Annotated in this window: 15 protein-coding genes; 4 read left to right on the top strand and 11 right to left on the bottom strand. The window is 50.7% G+C overall.

Annotation, left to right across the window (positions count from 1 at the left end; genetic code table 11):
- Positions 1-34: 34 nt before the first annotated feature.
- On the top strand, positions 35-1,231 hold the full coding sequence (locus ABWV76_RS01980) for an acyltransferase family protein (protein WP_353375084.1): 1,197 nt from the start codon (positions 35-37) through the stop codon (positions 1,229-1,231).
- 5 nt (positions 1,232-1,236) lie between these two features.
- Here the strand turns inward: ABWV76_RS01980 and ABWV76_RS01975 are convergent, their stop codons facing one another.
- The 3 genes from ABWV76_RS01975 to ABWV76_RS01965 form a co-directional block, all read right to left on the bottom strand.
- Entirely contained in the window at positions 1,237-2,901 is a 1,665-nt protein-coding gene (locus ABWV76_RS01975; RefSeq protein WP_353375083.1) for an aminotransferase class V-fold PLP-dependent enzyme, read from the bottom strand.
- Positions 2,898-3,686, bottom strand: coding sequence for a TatD family hydrolase (locus tag ABWV76_RS01970; protein ID WP_020414798.1), 789 nt, complete (start codon positions 3,684-3,686; stop codon positions 2,898-2,900). Before ABWV76_RS01970 ends, ABWV76_RS01975 begins: the two co-directional genes overlap by 4 nt.
- A 335-nt stretch (positions 3,687-4,021) precedes the next feature.
- On the bottom strand, positions 4,022-4,504 hold the full coding sequence (locus tag ABWV76_RS01965) for a hypothetical protein (protein WP_020414797.1): 483 nt from the start codon (positions 4,502-4,504) through the stop codon (positions 4,022-4,024).
- Positions 4,505-4,996: 492 nt separating this feature from the next.
- On the opposite strand from ABWV76_RS01965, the gene ABWV76_RS01960 reads away from it, so the two are divergent.
- Entirely contained in the window at positions 4,997-6,121 is a 1,125-nt protein-coding gene (locus ABWV76_RS01960) for a M14 family metallopeptidase (RefSeq protein ID WP_353375082.1), read from the top strand.
- 429 nt (positions 6,122-6,550) lie between these two features.
- Here the strand turns inward: ABWV76_RS01960 and ABWV76_RS01955 are convergent, their stop codons facing one another.
- A complete protein-coding gene (locus ABWV76_RS01955) occupies positions 6,551-8,065 on the bottom strand; it encodes an MFS transporter (protein ID WP_353375081.1) in 1,515 nt (504 codons plus the stop codon).
- Positions 8,066-8,655: 590 nt separating this feature from the next.
- On the opposite strand from ABWV76_RS01955, the gene ABWV76_RS01950 reads away from it, so the two are divergent.
- A complete protein-coding gene (locus tag ABWV76_RS01950; RefSeq protein WP_353375080.1) occupies positions 8,656-9,858 on the top strand; it encodes a phosphatidylinositol-specific phospholipase C domain-containing protein in 1,203 nt (400 codons plus the stop codon).
- A 181-nt stretch (positions 9,859-10,039) separates the two neighbouring features.
- Positions 10,040-11,800 (top strand): M28 family metallopeptidase, encoded by a 1,761-nt coding sequence (locus tag ABWV76_RS01945; protein ID WP_282951069.1) that lies wholly within the window; start codon positions 10,040-10,042, stop codon positions 11,798-11,800.
- 203 nt (positions 11,801-12,003) lie between these two features.
- Here the strand turns inward: ABWV76_RS01945 and ABWV76_RS01940 are convergent, their stop codons facing one another.
- From ABWV76_RS01940 to ABWV76_RS01910, 7 genes are all read right to left on the bottom strand, one after another.
- Positions 12,004-13,638, bottom strand: a complete 1,635-nt coding sequence (locus ABWV76_RS01940; RefSeq protein ID WP_020414791.1) for an AMP-binding protein — start codon at positions 13,636-13,638, stop codon at positions 12,004-12,006.
- A gap of 140 nt (positions 13,639-13,778) precedes the next feature.
- The gene (locus ABWV76_RS01935) at positions 13,779-14,126 is read right to left on the bottom strand and encodes an SCP2 sterol-binding domain-containing protein (protein WP_353375079.1); all 348 of its coding nucleotides are present in this window, start codon (positions 14,124-14,126) and stop codon (positions 13,779-13,781) included.
- A gap of 84 nt (positions 14,127-14,210) precedes the next feature.
- Complete coding sequence (locus ABWV76_RS01930) at positions 14,211-16,004, bottom strand: acyl-CoA dehydrogenase C-terminal domain-containing protein (protein ID WP_020414789.1); 1,794 nt, start codon at positions 16,002-16,004, stop codon at positions 14,211-14,213.
- Between the two features lie 178 nt (positions 16,005-16,182).
- Positions 16,183-17,250 carry an AraC family transcriptional regulator gene (locus ABWV76_RS01925; RefSeq protein ID WP_020414788.1) on the bottom strand — a complete coding sequence of 356 codons (1,068 nt, stop codon included), beginning with the start codon at positions 17,248-17,250 and terminating at the stop codon, positions 16,183-16,185.
- Positions 17,251-17,254: 4 nt separating this feature from the next.
- Entirely contained in the window at positions 17,255-17,455 is a 201-nt protein-coding gene (locus tag ABWV76_RS01920) for a hypothetical protein (RefSeq protein ID WP_020414787.1), read from the bottom strand.
- Between the two features lie 269 nt (positions 17,456-17,724).
- Positions 17,725-19,113, bottom strand: a complete 1,389-nt coding sequence (locus tag ABWV76_RS01915; protein ID WP_353375078.1) for a class II fumarate hydratase — start codon at positions 19,111-19,113, stop codon at positions 17,725-17,727.
- Positions 19,114-19,169: 56 nt separating this feature from the next.
- Complete coding sequence (locus ABWV76_RS01910; protein ID WP_020414784.1) at positions 19,170-19,616, bottom strand: DUF4399 domain-containing protein; 447 nt, start codon at positions 19,614-19,616, stop codon at positions 19,170-19,172.
- Positions 19,617-19,768: the final 152 nt, after the last annotated feature.

The following is a 19,768-nucleotide window of genomic DNA, read 5'->3' as shown; positions in this document are numbered from 1 at the left end:
TGACTACTCGAACCATGCCCATAAGAAGGAAAAAATGGAAAACAATTCTCGTCGTCGCTACGATATCGATGCCCTACGCGTAATAGCATTTGGCCTGCTGATCTTATATCACCTGGGAATGGCTTATGTCGCCGAGTGGAGCTGGCATGTAAAAAGTGCCAATCAAAGTGAGACTCTACAGCTCATCATGCTGGCGGTGAATCAGTGGCGCATGCCGCTACTATTCCTGATCTCCGGTGCGGCGACTCACTTTCTGTTTAACAAGTTGGGGAGTACCGGCTTCCTGCTGCGCAGATTGAAGCAGCTATTGATTCCCCTACTGTTTGGCATTCTCGTTATAGTGCCACCACAAGCCTATTATGAAGCGCTCAGCAATGGCGTGATAGAGCCCGGCTACCTGAGTTTCCTTTGGCGCTACTTCTCCTTTCAACCTTGGCCTGCCAATAGCTTTGCTGGCAGCCATGTTGGTTTCACCTGGAATCACCTTTGGTACCTGCCCTACCTGCTCTGCTACACCTTAGTCATTATCCCTGTTGCCCATTACCTGCGAAACAAGCAGTCACTGTTGAAACATTGGATATCTGGTATCAAATCCTGGCACCTAGTATTGTTGCCGCTCCTTCCACTGACCCTGTATGGCCTCTTTCTCTTCCCACACTTCGGCGGTATTAACTACGCAGTAGTAGGCGACTGGTACACCCATGCCCAGTTCTTTACATTCTTCTTTATTGGCTACCTGCTTGTGAGTAGCCAGGCACCCTGGCAACTGTTGACACGTCTGCGTATTTTCCTTCTGTTTGCTGCGCCGGCTTGCTTCGGCCTGTTCCTGCTTTTTACTCGGACAATAGAGGAAAATTCATTTCCAGGTCAGTCACTTATCAACCTGATAATTATCTATACCAACCGCTGGCTTTGGCTGCTGCTAGTACTGGCTTGGGGGAATCACTACCTCAATCGACCTTTCTCCTGGTTACCCTATGCAACAGAAGCAGTCTACCCCTGGTACATATTGCACCAGACAATAACCGTAACGGCGATCTTTAAATTGAGGAGTTTGTCTTTAGGGCCAATAGTTGAGCCCCTACTTGTATTGGCAATCACAATTGTCGGATGCCTGGCTATCCACGAGTTGCTCATTAGGCGGATACCTCTGCTGCGCTTATTGTTTGGCCTTAAGCCCCTGGTATCGAAAGGGGCAGCGGGCAAAAATCCTGTGCCTCAGGGTAGCTAAACCCATTAAACCTCAGCAGTACCGTCTTCTATCTGGTGCAAAGCACGGCGCAACAAGGCGTAGAAGCCATTAGTGCGCGATTGACTGAGGTGTTTACTAAGCCCCAACTCCTTAAAGAGCTGGGGCAGATCAAGCGCCCTAATTTCCTCCAGGGTACGACCATCAATTTGGGAAAGAAGTAGGGCCCCAAGTCCTTTCACCACACGGCTATCACTATCAAGACCAAAATAATGGCGCCCCTCCCTCTCCTTGTGTACCAGCCAAGCCTCTGACTCACAGCCGCGTACCAGATTTTCCGGGTTGCGGATCTCAGGTTTCGCACTCACGACTTTGCTCCATAGTAAAAGTTCGCGGTAGCGCCCCTGCCAATTACGCTGGGATGTCAAGCGCTCCAACAATAACGTGGAAAAGTCATCCAGGTCCCAACTGTTACTCTCATCTTCCAGCCCCGAGGCGGACACTTGCTGCACTTCACAGTAATCCTCAAGTGCTTGTAAAAAATCCCTAATATCACTATCTGTGTTATACGCCGCAACGGAAGCACGCACTGTCACCAGGTTACCACTAGCTCGCCCGAGCAATTGCGCACAATGATGCCCCACACGCACGGCAATATCCCGCTCATCCAGCCAATGCATTAAATCAGCTGCACTGCCATACACTGGCACAAAAGCAACAATTCCCAGGTTGTGGTGCACCTGGCTAATCAGACGGAAGTTTGGCGAAGCCCTCAACTCGCGATGAAGCCAGCGTACAAGCTTCTGCTCATGCTCCTCCATCGCCCGGCGATCCTGTTGGGCGAGAAAGTCGATCGCAGCACCAAGACCGGCAAGCGCAGCCAGTGGCGATGTCCCCGCTTCAAACTTATGCGGCAAGCCAGCATAGCGACTGGTATGCAGTTCCACTTCTGAGATCATTTCACCCCCCCCCAGCCATGGGGGCATAGACTCCAAGACAGCCTCCCTTCCATAAAGGAAACCCACTCCGCTCGGCCCATAAAATTTATGGGCTGAACAAACAAAAAAATCACAGCCAATTTTCTGCACATCTATTTGTTCGTGGGCCGCCAACTGTGCACCGTCAACGATCCACATAATGTGTCTACGCCGCAACAATTGGCGGATCACTTCCAAGTCGGGTCGCAGGCCAATAGAGTTCGAGCCACCGGTCAGGGAAACCACCCGGGTGCGTTCGCTCAGCACTTCACCCAAACGGTCAAATTGTGGGATACCAGCAGTATGGGGGACAAAGCGCAAAGTCAGATGATACCGTTCCGCTGCCATTTGCCAGGGAACAATGTTGGCATGGTGCTCAGCAGTGGAAATAACAATTTCATCTCCAGGCTCCATGTCACTACAAAGACAGTGGGCAAGAAGGTTCAAGGCTTCAGTGGCGCCGCGACAAAATACAATTTCTCTCTCGCTGGCGGCATTCACAAACTGCGCAGCCTTCTTACGAACCTGCTCCACCATTTCAGTGGACTTCCGAGCTAGACGGTGGCTAGACCTATGAGTATTAGCACTGCTATGGATATAGTAATCACGCACGGCATTAATTACGGGCATCGGCTTTTGGGTTGTGGCCGCATTATCCAGATAAACCAGCCCAGCATTTTCTTCCTGGGCAAAAAGCGGGAACTGCTGCTTAAAGTGTTCTGCAGAAAAATTCATAAGGAAAATAAAATCTCAGTATTGTTTTGTGTCTTATCCGCAATGTCCTGCAGGGAGACACCGCGTAACTTAGCCAGCTCTGCGGCTATTAACGGCAGGTTTTCCGGACTGTTGCGCAACCCCTGCCTGCCCGAAATAGGCATGTCTGGCGCATCGGATTCAAGTACCAGGCTCTCAATGGGCAGCTGCGACACAGTTCGGCGGGTTTTCGCCGCGCGCGCATAAGTAATAGTGCCACCGATGCCCAAATAAAAACCCATTTTCCAGTAATCCATAGCCATCTGCTCACTGCCACTAAATGCATGGATCACACCTCCTCGGGGCAGGCGGAACTGTTTCAAAAGCTTCAGCACCTCATTGTGTGTCCGATGCACGTGCAATATCAGCGGTAATTCGAATTCACTGGCGACTTCCAGCTGTACTCTAAATACTGCTTCCTGAATTTCAATAGGCGTCTCAATAGCTGCATCAAGGCCACACTCCCCAACGGCAACACAATGATTCGAATTAAGGTAATCAGAAAGTGCCCAACCAAGCGCTTCAGGTTGAATCAGGCTCCCATCGGGGTTTGATTCTTTTGCTACCCACCATGGATGAATACCCGCAGCCCCGTACCATCCCGACTGGCTACCGGTCAAAGCTGTAAGTGGATGCCACTGTGCTCTGCAAACTCCCGGAATAATCAGGCGAGTTACTCCTGAATTAATACATCGCTGCCAGACTTGAGCGCGATCTGGTTGAAAGGCATCAAAATCAAAGTGGCAGTGGCTATCGATAAATTTCACGAGTGTATTCCCGGCTTTGTCTGCATCTTAGCATGGAGCCCTCCACTCGCCTCGAATGCCCTTTCCAGAGGAAAGCCTTCGATAACTGCGAGTTAGGAAAGAGAAAAAACCGGAAAAAGCCCTGTGAATGCCACCCTGGCATCTAGCATGAACCAAATACTGTTTATTAAAGTTTGGTTGCTTGGGGACTGTCGTCTGCGGCTTGCTGGAACCCCTTTACTCTCAGTCCGGGCTCGGCTAAGTATCTGGAGAAAGAGCAGAGGCGACATTGAGAGCTACCATTACACAGCTGGCAGCTCATCAATATCAAAAATATGATATGACAGCAGTGGGAGTTAGCGTGACGCAGTCTGGGTTGACGTCGCTGCCCGTAAGGCTGCCGAATCCTCCAGCCAGAGAATTTCACCACTATCAACTTGGCTTCCAGTGACATCCGACAAGGTTTCACTCAATCGCTGCAGGTTCTCATGCTCTAAAGCGGAGGTTTCAACCGGTACCTCCAGCCAAGCCTGTCCCTTTTCATCGACAACCTGACGCACCTCACCTTGCTCAACACTACTGACGTGCCGATCAACGACTGAACTCCTACCTGGCGGCAGGTAAATGGTACCGTTGGTAAAATCCACTGCAAAGGCCACAACCCCTGGAATAATACCAAAAAGCAGCGCTGCACCATCCAGTATTACTACAGCCGGATCAACACGCCCACCGGCCTGCCCCTTGCGCTCCGGATACAGAAAGTAACCACATGCGCTGAGGTTCATTAACATTGTCAACAAGCCGCTGAACACAATGCCACGTTTGATATTTCTATTCATGGCTTACCTCATTTATCTAATTGAATAATATTTCTGTAAGGTCATGGGCCCTCAAATTGAAGTTTGCCAACCCAGCACGCTCTTACACGGGGCTATCGCCCCATTCAGCATGGACAGAAGATAACCAAATTTACGCCGATCTGCACCAAGGTACAACATTTGATCACCGAGACTGCCTAAACTTTAACCAGCACTAGCTGCGGTATGTCATGGAGAAGTAAACGATTTCTGACAGTGTGGAGTGACGCACTTGTGATCAGGCCGGGCAGTGAGCAGTCGCCAGGGGTCCGACACCGGAAATTTCAGGGAGCAGTAGTCGTAGCAGGTGCCGCCAGGGATTGGCTAAAGCACGGTATCGAATTCGATACCGTGCTTTTTTATTATTGGCAGCGCGAAATCGCACCATAAAGTGGCGATATTCCCTTTCCTATTCCTGAAATATTCCCCATACCGCTGTATCCTGCGCCCAACAACAAGCGTGGAGCTCTCTAAATGTATATAACCAGTGCTTTTGACAGCGGCAATATCGAAGTCATCAATACTGATAGCAGCCCAATAGAACTGGCCATCCGCCAGGACAATAATTCTGATTTTTACCAGTGGTTCCACTTTCGCCTCGAAGGCGAAGTTGGGGCCAGCTACCCCTTGCGCATCGTCAATGCGGGCAAATCAGCATATCCGGAAGGCTGGGAGAACTATCGAGTATGTGCCTCATACGATAGACAAAGCTGGTTCCGAGTCGGCGCCAACTATGACGGTAACACCCTCGATTTTACAGTTACCCTGGATGAACCAAGCATTTATATCGCCTATTTCGCCCCCTACTCCTGGGAGCGGCATCTGGACTTGCTGGCGTGGGCGCAGAGCAACGATCGGGTGAAAGTGCAAACCCTCGGTAAGACCCTCGACGAGCGCGACATGACCATGCTCACTATCGGAGATGCTGATACTGCCAAGCACCGGGTATGGATGATTGCTCGTCAGCACCCCGGAGAAACTATGGCCGAGTGGTTTGTAGAGGGCTTCCTTGAAGCATTGCTGGATGATGCCAACCCACAGGCCCACAAGCTGCTCACTGACACCGTTTTCTATGTGGTCCCCAATATGAACCCCGATGGCAGTGTCCGAGGACATTTGCGCACCAATGCCGCTGGTGCCAACCTGAATCGCGAGTGGCTTAACCCAACGATGGAACGGAGTCCTGAAGTATTCCTGGTGCGAGAAAAAATGCTGGAAATTGGTGGGGATATTTTCTTAGATATTCATGGCGATGAAGCGCTTCCCTACAATTTTGTTGCAGCTTGTGAGGGTATTCCCGGCTACGATGAACGCCATGCGAAACTGGAGGAGACCTTCAAACAGGCCTATGAGGCCCTAAGCCCTGACTTCCAAACTGAGCATGGTTATGAGCTGGACAAGCCTGGCGAAGCCAACCTCACTATTGGCACCGCCTGGGCCGGCCACCAATTCCGCACCCTGGCACTAACTCTGGAAATGCCCTTTAAAGACAACGACAACCTTCCCGATCCCATAGAAGGCTGGTCACCAGCCCGCAGCCAACAGCTGGCCCGCGATATCCTGTACCCGATACGTGAAGTACTAAAAACCCTGAAGTAAAACCAGGTCACAAATGGCCCCGGCCGATACGGCCGGGAACCCACTTTCAAGGAAGCAAAACTCACTGCCTGGATATTAGTTTAGAGACATGGAGAAGAGTGGGCGCTATAGTTTTCGGCTTAATAAAAGACATTTCTTATTATATTAATTATTCAATGAATACAAACAAATCTACTCGCTCCAGGTAGGCTTTACGTACTGGATCCAGCTTACTCATGTTGGCCTAATAGTGAAGGCAACCTCTACGATTATTCACTTAGAACAAATATCAAAACACATTTACAATTAACTTCAATAGCATTCACTACGATGCACAAACTTTTGTACAGTAATCTCCAATGAGAAGATTTATCAACCCTTTTCGTTGACTGACTGCAACATAAAATTTTTAAATCACCCCAAATCGAAAACAGAAAAAATATTGAAAACTTACTGCGATTTTTTCAGTAGAAATATAACCATCAACAAAAGTAAAAAGGTAAATGCCACCAACCCCCACATTACAGATTGAAAAGCACTCGCGAAAGACTGGTCAAACATTGTAACAACTTGGCTATGAAGCTGACTGGAAACTCCTGCGGCACTGTGGTCAACTCGCTCAGGATTCATTAATAGAGTTTGAATATACTTTTCAAAGCTATGTGACATGGCAATCCCATCTTCCTTTATCAACTGTAACAAGTTGTGCTTTTCCAACAACCGGAAAACAGTACCAGTAACAGCCAGACCAAGTGCAGCACCAATATTCTGAATACCCCACAGCATACCTGTGGCAATACCGGCACTATTCGCAGGCAGGGCACCTATTGCGATAGGCGCGGTAGCACTAAAGACAAAGCCCCAGGCAATACCAAAAGGAACAAAAGCCAACAATAAAGTAGTAAAGTTTGTTTGGGTAGAAAATTGCGTCATTACTATGGCCGCAATCAAAATACATATTACACCGATTAGTATCGGCGCAGCGGGACGTGAGTTTGTAGCCATTCGCCCTGCAAGCGGGGAGACTAATGCCATCACCAAAGTAATTGGTAGCAGTATCAATCCGGACATCACTGTTGTGTCCTGGCGAACAACGTGCAAGTAAAACGGCAACAGGAAAAATGCAGAAATCAAAAACACCAACAAACTAAAATTAGTCAGCACACAGGCAGAAAATAGAGCGTTTTTAAAGTAGGAAAAATGAATTAGCGGTTGCTCTAATTTGTTCTCAACCCTATACAGAAGCCAAAAACCAATAATAGAAACCCCCAATAGAACCAGAGCAGGCCAACTCATCCACCCGATTTGAGGCCCCTCCACCACCAGCAATACCAACGATCCAACACTTAGCGCGAGCAAAATCATACCGCGCCAATCTATATAGCTTTTTTCTGCATCCAGACACTGTGGGCTCTTCATCATAAAGAGCCCTACAACAACACTGACCAAGACAAAGGGAATATTAATAAAGAAAATAGAGCGCCAAGAAAAAAGATGGCACATTATTCCGCCCAATACAGGCCCAAGTGCAAAACCTATCGCCAAAATTGACATCCACCAGCCCATCGCAAAACCCGCTTCTTTCTCCACAAAGCTATGGGACAGTAACGCTATGTTATTTGGCACAATGATGGCGATAGCAACACCTTGTAAACCACGCCAGACAATCAACCACAGTGGATCATTTGCCAACCCAGCCAATAGAGAAGCAACTGCTAGCAGTATCCATCCAACATTTAGCATTTTTAACGAACCAACAATATCCCCGAGACGCCCCATGCTCGCCATCAGGATACAGAGCATTAACATAAAGATATTGATTATCCATTGGGTCTGGATAAATGTAGCGCCGAGGCTTTGCTGAATAGTAGGGAGGGCAATACTGACTATGGTGTAGTCCAGGCCCAAGATAAAAGTAGCGGGAAAGGAACCCAGTAAAATAGTCCATTTGTTGAGTCGCTGCACCGCTCAATGCTCCACTTCGTTATTCCCAAATACATGACTGGCGATAACAACCACCAAAGAATCAAGCATCTTCTAAGCCAATAATAATTGTAGGGGGTATTTATTGAGATAAGACTCATCCCACTTTCCCCACACAGTGGACTTTCTACCAATAAGCATAAAGGGCATATCACGACACGGGAGCCTTCACAAATAGCAATAAAAGTCCCCAGACAATCCCTTCTCATACACTAAAAAGTGAACGCTTAGTCAATACAAATACTGACCAATCAACAAGAGAAATTTGAGTTAACCGAAAAAACCAAAAATAGAATAACCAGTCACCACAAAACATTATCAACTCAATATTGGAACTTTCTATTCACGCAACCGCCCGGCAACCAAACCAACATCCCAAAAGCCAATAGTGCATTTCACTTTTTCTAGACAGGGAAATTTATCCATAGTAAAAACCCCAAAAATAATAAATAAATCTCTACTTCACACTCTCAAAAAAATAAACCAATAAAAATCAACAAGGCTGTTCATTTATTCAAAATACGAAGTAAATGAAACTGCTACTCAACCCCCAACTCCCCCGGAGAATAATAATGAAACGCACTATCATGCAGCTAATCCAGGCAACAGCTATTATCTCGCTGTTTGTTTGCTCCCCCCTTTGGGCAGATACCGTTACTGATTTTCAAAATAGCTGGACTGGTAAAGCTCTGGATCTACAACGGAAAATTGACAACCACACGCCTATGAGCGAGAACAATATTCTCGGTACGCACAATACCTACAATTCGGAAGTGTACCGGGCTTGTAACTTCTCTGTTGGTTGCCGCTACCTTGACCCCCAGCAGGAATATTCCATCAAGGATCAACTGCGGATGGGTGCCCGCTTTATAGAACTCGATGTTCATTGGACAGCGAAGATGGAGAGCCTTTTCTCCTACCCCAAACGCCTGCTGCTCTGTCATGGACTATGCAGCCTCAATGACAAGTATGCGACCGAAGGCTTCAATGAGGTAAGAGCCTGGCTCGAAGACAGCGCAAATCAGGATGAAGTCATTATTCTGTACATCGAAGATCACTCCGACGGTCGCCATCAGGATCTTTACAATCAGATTAACAGCCGTTTCGGCGATAGAATTTATTACAGTGGCGGCTGCAAAAGCATTCCAAACACCCTAACTAAAAATCAAGTACTGGCAGAGGGCAAACAGGTAATTTTGTGGAAAGATGGCGGCTGCTCTGGAAACAGTGATATGCAAAATATGGCATTCACTGGTCTCGGTGAAATTGGTCGAGTATGGGAAGACAGCACCACCATTGGCACCATTGGGGAAATTTTTAACGGCGGTATCAAGAGAATTACTGCCAATGATGTTCGCGAAGGCTTTGCCCTTGGCCGCAACATCATCAATCTAGACAATATGAATACTACCGATGGACGCATCGCAGCTGCCATCTGGTCATGGGACCAAAGCGAACCCAACAATCTTAATAATGAAGATTGCGCGATGCAGTGGGGTAATGGCCGCTGGAATGATGCCAATTGCAGCAGCCAGTACAGCTTTGCCTGTAAGAATATGAATAATGGCAGCTGGCTGGTCAGCGCCTCCATCGGCCCCTGGTCCCACGGAGCCAATATTTGCCAGTCACTTGGTAGCGAGTATGTATTTGAGGTTCCCACTAACAGCCAGGACAACCAGGCTTTAAAAGCAGCTAAAGAAGCTACTGGTTACGACAAAGTTTGGGTCAACTACCAGGACCAAGCCAATGAGGGACAATGGCTCCGCAGCGAGTGAGCCTTAGGTAAATAGATATTTGGTAAAAAAAACTGAGTTCATATCCCTATTCTGGGCCCGCTTGCCTATGCAGCGGGCTCTTTTTATGCGGACCCCATTTGTACCGCCCACTCAGAGCTGTCGTTAGTTTAGTTGAAATGGGGCATAATCTATGCCTGAGCAAGACTCTCAGGACATAATTATGCGAATCCCTACCCTCTGGCGCCGCCTTGGCTTAACCATAGCCGTTGGCAGTGCACTTACCGCCTGTGGTAAAGGCAACCCCGAAGCCACCAAACCGGAAGCAGATCACAGTGCAGCCCATGCTGAGCATCAGGCCGCTGAATCCAAGCTGTCCCTCAGCAAAGCTGAGCAGGCGCAAGTTGATGCCATAGCTGCTGATCTGCACAAGCATATTGCAATCCTAGCTTCCGACGAGTTCGAAGGGCGCGCTCCTGCCACCAAGGGTGAGGAGCTGACCGTTACTTACCTGGCAGAACAGTTCAAGGCCCTGGGCCTGGTACCCGGCGCCGTAGATGCCGCCGGCAAGCCAAGCTGGTTCCAGCAGGTGCCCATCGTGGAGATGGAGATAGAAGCCTCTCCCCTTAAATTCTCAGGAAATGGTTTCGAGCAGCAGCTGCAACCTATTGAAGACATGGTGACCTTCACCCAAAGGCAAACTGCAGCCTCCGCCCTGGATAACAGCGAGCTGGTATTTGTCGGCTACGGCATTGTCGCTCCTGAAAACAACTGGAACGATTACGCCGGCCTGGATATGAAGGGCAAGACAGCAGTCATTCTGGTCAACGATCCTGGTTACGCGACCAAGGACAAAGCTCTGTTCAATGGCAATGCTATGACCTACTACGGTCGCTGGAGCTACAAATTCGAGGAAGCGGCCCGCCAGGGTGCTGACGGTGCAATCATCATCCACGAGACCGGGGCTGCGGGTTACCCATGGGAAGTGGTTAGCGGCTCCTGGTCCGGTGCGCAAGTCAGCCTCGAAGCTGAAAACAAGAATGCTGACCGTGTCGCTGTAGAGGCCTGGATGACTAACCAAGCCGCTAACGAGCTATTCAGCGCCGCTGGTCTGGATTTACAAAAGGAAATGGATGCAGCCAAAGCCCAGGGCTTCAAACCTAAGGCCCTTGGGGTAACTGCCAGTGTTCAGTTGAAAAACCGCCTGCAGAAATCCAACTCCCGCAACGTAGTGGCCAAACTACCCGGCACAAAGCACCCGGACGAAGTGGTTGTTTACACCGCACACTGGGATCACCTGGGTGTCAACAAGAACGCGGAAGGTGAGGACCGGATCTTTAACGGTGCCGTGGATAATGCAACAGGTACTGCCGGCCTGCTCGCTATGGCAGCCGAAGCCGTAAAACTGGATCGCCCGGAACGCTCACTACTGTTCGTAGCTGTAACTGCTGAAGAGTCCGGCCTGCTCGGCTCCAAATACTACGCTGAAAAGCCTGTAGCCCCCCTGGAGAAAACGGTTGCCGGTATCAATTTTGATGCAATGAATGTTCTGGGCCCAGCCCGTGACATCACCGTGATTGGTTACGGTAGCAGCGAGCTTGAACAGCTGCTGGAAGTTTCTGCCAAAGGCCAAGGTCGCTACCTGGCTCCGGAAGAGCACCCAGAGCGCGGCTACTTCTATCGCTCAGATCACTTCAGCCTGGCGAAGAAAGGCGTGCCCATGCTGTATTTCGATTCCGGAACAGACAACTTTGAGCATGGCCGCGAATGGGCCCAGGCGAAAGGCAATGAGTACGTTAGCCAGCACTATCACAAGCCTGGCGACGAGTACGACCCCTCCTGGAACCTAAAAGGTTCTGCTATGGATCTGCAGCTGGGTCTGAAACTCGGCTTAGAACTGGCCAACAGCCGAGACTGGCCCAACTGGTATGAGGGTAACGAGTTCCGCGCGATTCGCGATGCAAGTGCAGAGTCACGCAAATAACTGGTAACCTCCCTTTATTCGCGGCGGCACCCCAGGGCTGCCGCGACCTTCTCTCCCCTTTTACTTACACAACCCTCTCTCGCAGTCTTGGTCTCCTCCTGCAAAACCATCTACTAACCCGGCACAGTTAAAAATAAAAAAGCCCCACCGTTTCCAGTGAGGCTTAAAGAAAATAGCTAACCGGGACTTCACCCGGCTAAGCACTATGCGCTAACGGCTTCCAGCTTTTTCAATTCCTCATCGCGCAGTTCACGGCGCAGGATTTTACCCACATTCGTTTTGGGCAAGTCTTCGCGGAATTCCACTTGCTTGGGCACCTTGTAGGCAGTCATATTTTCACGACAGAAAGCAATAACTTCATCTTCAGTCAGAGACGAGTCGGCTTTCACCACAAACAGTTTTACCTGCTCACCGCTCTTTTCATCGGGCACACCAATCGCTGCAGCTTCAGTGACTTTCGGGTGGGCACTCACTACATCTTCAATTTCGTTGGGGTACACATTAAAGCCGGACACAATAATCATGTCCTTTTTGCGATCTACAATTTTGATGTAACCATCATCCTGTATAACCGCCATATCCCCGGTATTCAACCAGCCCTCACTATCGATAGTATCCGCAGTTGCCTCCGGACGCTGCCAGTAACCTTTCATTACCTGAGGACCGCGCACGCAAAGCTCACCGGGAGAATTATTCGGCAGGTCATTACCATTTTCATCAACCACTTTGACTTCGGTACCCGGCACCGGGATACCAACAGTACCTAACTGAACACCATCGGTAGGGTTGAAGGACACAACAGGGGAAGTCTCGGTCATACCATAGCCTTCCATTACCACACAGCCGGTCATCTCTTCCCAACGCTTGGCCGTATCTCGGGTCAGAGCCATACCGCCGGAAGCTGTGGAATGCAGTTTACTGAAGTCCAGCTCAGCAAACTCCTTGTTACGCATCAAACCATTAAACAGGGTATTGAGGCCGACAAAACCAGTGAAACGCTGACCTTTTAGCATTTTTACAAAACCGGGAATATCGCGCGGGTTCGGAATCAGCAGCGAGTGATTGCCAGTCGAGAAGAGACACATGCAGTGAATGGTAAAAGCGTAAATATGGTAAAGGGGCAAAGGCGCGATATAGTATTCCTCACCCTCTTTCATGCCACTGCCAAACGCTTCGCGCACCTGCTCCATATTCGCAACCAGGTTGCGGTTGGTGAGCATAGCGCCCTTAGCCACGCCAGTAGTACCGCCTGTGTATTGCAACACGGCAATATCATCCGGTGTGCGCTCAGCATCCTGCTGCGGTTGCTGGGCACCGAGAGTCATAACCTCACGGAAGGACACCTGGTTGGCGAAGGAAAACTCCGGCACCATTTTCTTAATGTACTTGGCAACGCTATTTATCAACGTGCGCTTGAGCGGACTGTGCAGGTCCGCAATCTCAGTAACAATTACTTCTTCCACGCCGGTTTCCGCAACTACTGCAGAAGCAGTATCGGCAATATTGGCCAGGACGATTAACGCCTTGGCTCCGGAATCATTTAGCTGGTGCTTTAACTCACGCTGGGTATACAACGGGTTAGTATTAACCACCACGAGGCCCGCACGCAGGGCACCAAAAACCACTACAGGATACTGCAGTACATTGGGCAGCTGGACGGCGATGCGATCACCCGGCTTTAAATTTGTATGATTTTGCAGATAGGACGCAAACTTCGCGCTCAGAGTGTCAATATCGCCAATCGTCAGAGTTCGTCCCAGGCAGGTAAAAGCCGGTCGGTCACCAAATTTGGCGCAAGCGCCCTTAAAAACATCGAGTATGCTGCGTTCAATGTCCAACTCTCTTCTCCCATTCCTGATTGTTGTTGTCGCTTGCTCTCATCTTCCGTCCTTATAGACGAAACCTGCCATCTAAAGGCGCCAGCGAGAATTTATTTATTGTTTGTAGTATCTTGCGAGATAGTGAAAAAGAGGTGCTTTCATGCCTCTCCAAACATATCTCCCTTTTTACTCCGCGCAGGAAATAAACCTGCCAAGGCCGCCGCCAGCTCTCTATCCCCCGTGTACTGAACGTCCCCCAAGAGAAAGGCATGGCGCGCGTTTAAATGACCATCCAATATTGCTTTGAGCGTTTGGTTAGCCATTTCTAATATTAGTGCCGGCTGTTCTGCTTGTCCGAATTCGGATACCACCTCAAGGTCATTGGCACGACCAGTGATATAAACAAAAAAATCACAGGCGTCCGGCAGCCGAAACTGTACCCGAGCAAGTGGGTGCAAACAAGCTAGACGCCGAAGGCGCTGCTGCACTGAATCCGGCAATTGCATCGGAATCTCTCCGTTATTAACCACTACGGCGCCGGTAAAAAAAACCGCCGGTAAGAACCGGCGGTTTTTTTACTGGGAGTGGAATTAGAACGCAAAATGCTCAGCGTCCAGATCCATTAGGTTGGCCGCACCACTAAGCATGGTCGCTGCGTGGCTGGCGGTACGTGGCAGAATACGCTCGAAGTAGAAACGCGCAGTCTTCAGCTTGGCCTGGTAGAAATCTGCTTCAGCGGTACCTTCTGCAAGTTTCTCATTGGCCAGTTTGGCGGCACGGGCCCACAAGTAACCGAGTACGGTATAACCGGAGAACATCAGGTAGTCGACAGAAGCCGCACCAACTTCATCCGGGTTTTCCATTGCTTTACCACCAACATGCAGGGTCAAATCGCCCCACTGCTTGTTCAGCTCCTGCAGCTTGGTCACGAAAGGTGCAAGCGCTTCATTATCAATTTCCGCCTGGCAGAACTTGTGTACCTTCTTGGTGAAACCGCGCAGCAGTTCGCCCTGAGTCATCAGCACCTTGCGGCCCAGCAGGTCGAGAGCCTGAACACCGGTAGTGCCCTCATAGATAGTAGAGATACGTGCATCACGTACATTTTGCTCCATACCCCACTCGGCAATGTAACCGTGGCCACCAAAGCACTGCAGGCCCAGGTTGGCAGACTCAAGGCCGGCTTCAGTGATAAATGCTTTGGCAATCGGCGTCAGGAAAGCCAGCTGGTCTTCAGCTTCTTTCTTAGCAGCCTCATCACCCTTGTGGGTAATGTCTACCAGCAGCGCACAGTTGGCAACCAGCATGCGGCTGCCTTCAGCGATAGCCTTTTGGGTCAACAGCATACGGCGAACATCGGGGTGTACGATGATCGGATCAGCCGGGCCTTCAGGGTTCTTGGCGCCGGACAGGGAGCGCATTTGCAGACGGTCCTTGGCGTAAGCCAGGGACTTCTGGAAGCCGATTTCTGAGTGAGCAAGACCCTGCAGAGCCGTACCCAGGCGCGCGGTATTCATAAAGGTGAACATATAGTTCAGGCCTTTGTTGGGCTCGCCAATCAAAAAGCCTTTTGCACCGTCAAAGTTCAAAACTGCAGTGGCATTACCGTGAATACCCATTTTGTGTTCCAGGGAACCACACACAACGCCGTTGCGCTCACCGACAGAACCATCAGCATTAGGTACAAACTTGGGCACGATAAACAGGGAGATACCCTTGGTGCCAGCCGGTGCATCCGGAAGGCGCGCCAGTACGATATGCACGATGTTTTCAGTCATGTCGTGCTCACCGGCAGAAATAAAGATCTTGGTACCGGTAATTGCGTAGGAGCCGTCTCCGGTGGGCTCAGCTTTGGTACGCAAGATACCCAGATCAGTACCGCAGTGAGGCTCGGTCAGGCACATGGTGCCAGTCCAGCTACCCTCAACCAGCTTGGTCAGGTAAACGGCCTTCTGCTGATCGGTACCATGCTCTTCCAGGGTATTCATGGCGCCGTGGGACAGGCCCGGGTACATGCCCCAAGACCAGTTAGCGATACCCACCATTTCGCTCATGATGGTGCCCAGAGAGGGCGGCAGGCCCTGACCGCCATACTCGGGATCGTGGGGCAATGCCGGCCAGCCAGCTTCTACGAACTGTTGATAGGCTTCTTTAAAACCTTCCGGGGTGGTGACCTCACCGTCTTTCCAGGTACAACCCTGCTGGTCGCCAACCTGATTCAGCGGTGCCAGTACGTTTTCACAGAACTTCGCACCCTCTTCCAGGATGGCATCCACGACATCAGGAGTCGCCTCCTCAAATCCAAGTGACTCGTAATGCTTGTCTGAGTCCAGCATCTCGCGCATGACGAAACGCATATCACGCAGTGGCACTTTGATATCGGTCATCCTGATACCCTCAATTTGTTTATGTTTAGGACCAAGCGCAAAACTGGCCGGTCATAGTTGTGACTAATTACTAGGATTTGTTCATCATAGTAGTAAGCCGGCAGCCCTCTCTATGGCTAAATCCGTCCAAAGCGGTGACAAATCGAGGCGGGAATTCGAAAAAATGTGACCAACCCGGTCAAATATCCAGGCCGGCAGCGGCGCGACCGCCCCGCCGATACTCACCTGGCGTGATACCTGTCCACTTCTTAAACGCGCGAAAAAATGCACTGGATTCGTCGAAGCCAAGCATCTCGGCAATCTGTCCATTAGACAGGTCTGGGCAGCTTAAATAGTGAAAAGCAGCCTCCATGCGACACTCATCTTTCAGTTTCTGATAGGAAGTCCCCTCCTGCTGCAATCGACGGCGCAGGGTTGTCACAGACATATTGAGGCGATCTGCCACCGCCTCCGCTGCAGGCATGGATTCACTCACATCCCGATTCAGGATGGTTTTCACTTTTGTTTTGATACTGTTCGCGCTGCCGTCGCTGATCACCAGGTGGTAGGGCGCGGTACGGATAAAATCCTCGACCATCTGCGGGCTCTGCACCACAGGATACTCGAGATAGCGCGTATCGTATTCGAGGGCATTAAATGGCTGCTCGAACAGTAACTCATCAGCCTCGCTCTGGGCCAGGCTGCGGAATTCTTCCGGGCACGGGAATGAAAAGTGCAGACGCGCTAAGGGCACCTCGCGCCCGGCAAGCCAGCAATAGAAGCGGTGCCAAACCGCCAAAGTTGTGCGCACCACACTGGGACTGGTGGAGGCTAACAGCTGATCAAACTCGCCTTCCTCCAAAGAAGAAATGCCATGAATCTCTACCCTCACACGCCCGGAGGGGTCTCCCTCAAGCACGGGCTTCACCTTAAAGCCCCTACAGATCTCCATAAACTCGGCACACAGTGTGATCGCTTGACGCAAAGTCGCGCAATTTACCACTGCCAGACACAGTAAGCGGAAAGAGCCTGAGCGCACACGCCCGCCACTGAGCATGCCAAACCACTCATTTTGGGCCAGCCACATTACCCTCTGGTACAGCCGGCCGTACCTGATCGCGGAGAAAGCGGCAACGCCCTCAAGCTCGGCTTCATCAATGCCGACTGAGTTGAGTAACTCTTTGCGATCGCAACCATGGCGAATCGCCTCCTCCAGCAAACGCTCCAGGTAGGCAATCGGTATGCGGATATCCTCTTCTGACGCCATCTATCTACTTTCGCCTGCGCAGCCAGTTCAACAAAGCCCCAAACCCCATCGCAACTACAATAATGACAAACAGCACTACCAGAAGAAGTAGGAAGTAGTACACAACGTCTCTGACAGGCAGGTCCCAGCTATAAATCGCAGCCACGACAAATGCGACACAGGCAAGTACGCTGGTAATAAAGGAGCGGCGACTTTTATTGGCCATGGTGATCTGAATAAATTGATTGTAAAACCGGTGAGATTACCACTTTCTGTGGCGCTACCATTGTATTGTCGGTCTCAGGTACCGACGCGGCGTCGAATCGTGAGGGATTGGCAGGTATCTGTCAACGCCGCAGGAGGCGAGGATGCCCAGAAGAATGCTGGAACCCGAGGATCAGGCCACCCTGTTGCGCCTATTTCGCTGGATGATGTGCATGACAGCGATTATCACCCTAATCATGCTGGGCATCGCCATATTTGCCTGAAACCCAGTTACTCACCGACCAAACCGCCCTTCGCCAGGTGCGCAGGATCCAAAAGATCTTCAAGGGTCTTGCGGTCAAGATCAGTCATTTCCAAAGCTACATCCAATACTGGCCTGCCGCTGCTGTAGGCGGCCTTGGCAATCTCCGCTGCCTTAAGATAACCAATTACAGGATTTAGCGCCGTCACCAATATAGGGTTGCGTCCCAACGTCTCCTCTATGTGCGCCCGGTTTATCGTAAAGCCAGCGATAGCACGGTCCGCCAGCAGAAGTGATGCATTGGCAAGCAGATGAATGCTTTCGAGCAAGGTACTGGCCACTAGTGGCAACATAACATTTAACTGGAAGTTACCGCTCTGCCCGGCCACGGTAATCGTGGTGTCATTACCCATCACCCGCGCAGCTACCATGGCCGCCGACTCGGCAATTACCGGATTAACCTTACCCGGCATAATACTGCTACCCGGTTGCAGGGCCTTAAGTGCTATCTCAGTTACTCCGGCCAGGGGACCACTATTCATCCAGCGTAGATCGTTGGCGATCTTCATCATCGCCACCGCCAGTACCTTGAGCTGTCCAGACAGCTCTACTGACGTATCCTGACTTGAGATAGCGGCAAACAGGTTGTCTGCGGGGCGAAACTGTTGTGAGGTGTGAGCGCTGAGCTTTTGTGCAAACAGCTCGGAAAAATCCGGGTGGGCATTTAGCCCTGTGCCGATTGCAGTCCCCCCCTGGGCCAGCTGCGCCAGGCGCGGCATGGTCCCACGGATCCGCTCACGGCAGTCCTCTACCTGCGCTGCCCAGGCTCCCACTTCCTGTGCCATGGTCATAGGCACCGCATCCATCAGGTGAGTGCGGCCGGTTTTGACCACACTTTGCACTTCCTCCGCCTTATCACACAAGCGGGTATGTAAGTGGCGCAAGGCGGGCAACAATTTATCGCGCACCGCAAGCAGCGCAGAGACATGTATTGCCGTGGGGATTACGTCATTACTGCTCTGGCTCATATTGACGTGATCATTAGGACTGATAGCGAGCCCATTACCCTTACCGGCCAGGTGTGCCAACACCTCGTTAACGTTCATATTCGAGCTGGTGCCCGAGCCAGTCTGGTAAATATCCACTGGGAAGTGAGCGGCAAACTCCGGATCGCCAAGACTGTCGCAGGCAGCGATTATCGCCGCTGCTCGCGCTTTATCCAGCAGCCCCAAGTCTCGATTTGCCTCGGCCGCCGACTTCTTAATCAGCACTACAGCCTGAATAAACTCTGTCGGTAGACCCTTGCCACTGACTGGGAAATTTTCCACCGCACGCTGCGTTTGGGCCCCGTAGAGCGCTGCCTGCGGCACCTGGATTTCACCGAGGCTGTCCTTTTCAGTGCGGAATTTGTCGCTCATTGCTCTTCCTCAAGGTGTACCAAGGCACACCGGTGACTATCGTTTTATGCCGTGGATCACTCTACTTCGATAGTGATCTTCTTGGACATCACCGGCTTTTCATGGGGTACATGCATGTAATTACCCAGTACCAGCTGCAAAGTATGTTTACCTGGCGGCAAAGTGACCTGGGTCTCTGTCTGGCCACCTCCGAAGTGGATAATGTTCTCACTCGCAGGTAGCGGCTTACTCATATCCGGCATTTCATCCACGTCGATCAGCAGGTGGTGGTGCCCGGTATTTTCACTATCCACTCCAGCCGGAGCCACCCCCATACCGGACAAACCAAACTTCACAGTGAATGTCCGAGGAACCTTCTCGCCATCCTTGGGGGAAATAATATAGAGTTTGGCATTCTCCGGCGCCTTGCTGGCCATATCGGTTTTGGATTCATGCTCCGCCGCGTGTAACAACGGCGACAGCATCAGGGCGCTGGCAAAGAGTAGAGAGCTTGCTTTGATCATGATCATTCCTTCCTGATAAGGCGCCCCAGGCGCCATTTCTTATAATCCGGCTTTATTGCCAATCATTGGCTTTGTTTTTGCCAAATGACAGAGGCACTTTACCAGACCATCGTTTCACTGAAAGGCATTCACTGGGAATATAGTTGCCGAAT

Origin of the sequence: Microbulbifer sp. NBRC 101763, from assembly GCF_040371615.1 — a bacterium.
GTDB lineage: Bacteria > Pseudomonadota > Gammaproteobacteria > Pseudomonadales > Cellvibrionaceae > Microbulbifer > Microbulbifer variabilis.
The sequence above is the reverse complement of the archived record's forward strand: the minus strand, read 5'-3'. Positions and strand labels throughout refer to the sequence as shown.